Below are 995 nucleotides of genomic sequence, written 5' to 3' on the forward strand. Positions count from 1 at the left end.
GGTACCATCGAACTGCCGGAAGGCGTAGAGATGGTAATGCCGGGCGACAACATCAAGATGGTTGTTACCCTGATTGCGCCGATCGCGATGGATGACGGCCTGCGTTTCGCTATCCGTGAAGGTGGCCGTACCGTAGGTGCTGGTGTTGTAGCTAAAGTTATCGCTTAATCGATACTTTAAATGCACACATGAAAGGGGTGGCTTCGGCTGCCCCTTTTGTTTTTGGGCTTTATCTGCCCTGTGAGATACTGGGCAAAACCATTGATTGAGGTAGTTTCCGTGAGCAAACCCGCCATTTTTCTGGATCGTGACGGTGTCATCAATGAAGACACTGGCTATGTCAGCCAGGTTGATGACTTCCATTTTCTGCCCGGAGTCATAGACGCCCTGCTGCTCCTCAAAAAGAAAGGCTATCTGCTGGTTGTAGTGACCAACCAGTCAGGGATTGCCCGCGGTTATTTCACCGAAGATGATTTCATGAACCTGACCGAGTGGATGGATTGGTCGCTGGCCGATCGCGATGTGGACCTCGATGGTATCTACTTCTGCCCACACCATCCGGATCACGGTGCTCCCTGTGACTGCCGCAAGCCGGAACCGGGAATGCTGTTGCTCGCCAAGCAGGAACTGAACATCGACATGAGCCGTTCCTATATGGTGGGTGACAAGCCTTCCGATCTGAAAGCAGCGAGCAATGCCGGGGTCGGTCACAAGATCATGGTCAGAACCGGTAAGCCGGTTACCGAAACGGGTAGCGCACTGGCAGATGCCATCTATGACAACCTGCATGATTTTGCCATCGCGGTGCCTGCAGCAAGCTGATTTCGCCGGTTTAATATGCCAATTGGTGGCTTTGTGAGCGAACGAACAACGAAAGCCATCTTTTTGCAATTATCCGCTTGCCAGAACGAATTCACCCCCTATAATGCGCCTCCATCGACAGGGCAAGCGGCAACGCAAACAACCTCGTCGGTAACCTCGAAAAGCCTTTGAAA

General features: G+C 52.4%; 1 protein-coding gene and 1 pseudogene. Both read left to right on the forward strand.

The genetic code is table 11. The features are described from left to right. Positions 1-168, forward strand: a pseudogene (tuf, locus tag G5380_RS20455) (elongation factor Tu); the annotation flags it as partial. A gap of 111 nt (positions 169-279) precedes the next feature. After that, positions 280-822: a D-glycero-beta-D-manno-heptose 1,7-bisphosphate 7-phosphatase gene (gene gmhB, locus G5380_RS20460; protein ID WP_421209067.1), complete on the forward strand. Its 543-nt coding sequence runs from the start codon at positions 280-282 to the stop codon at positions 820-822. The last annotated feature ends 173 nt before the right edge of the window (positions 823-995 follow it).

It is taken from the genome of Aeromonas sp. 604443 (genome assembly GCF_049170315.1).
Taxonomy (GTDB): domain Bacteria; phylum Pseudomonadota; class Gammaproteobacteria; order Enterobacterales; family Aeromonadaceae; genus Aeromonas; species Aeromonas veronii_A.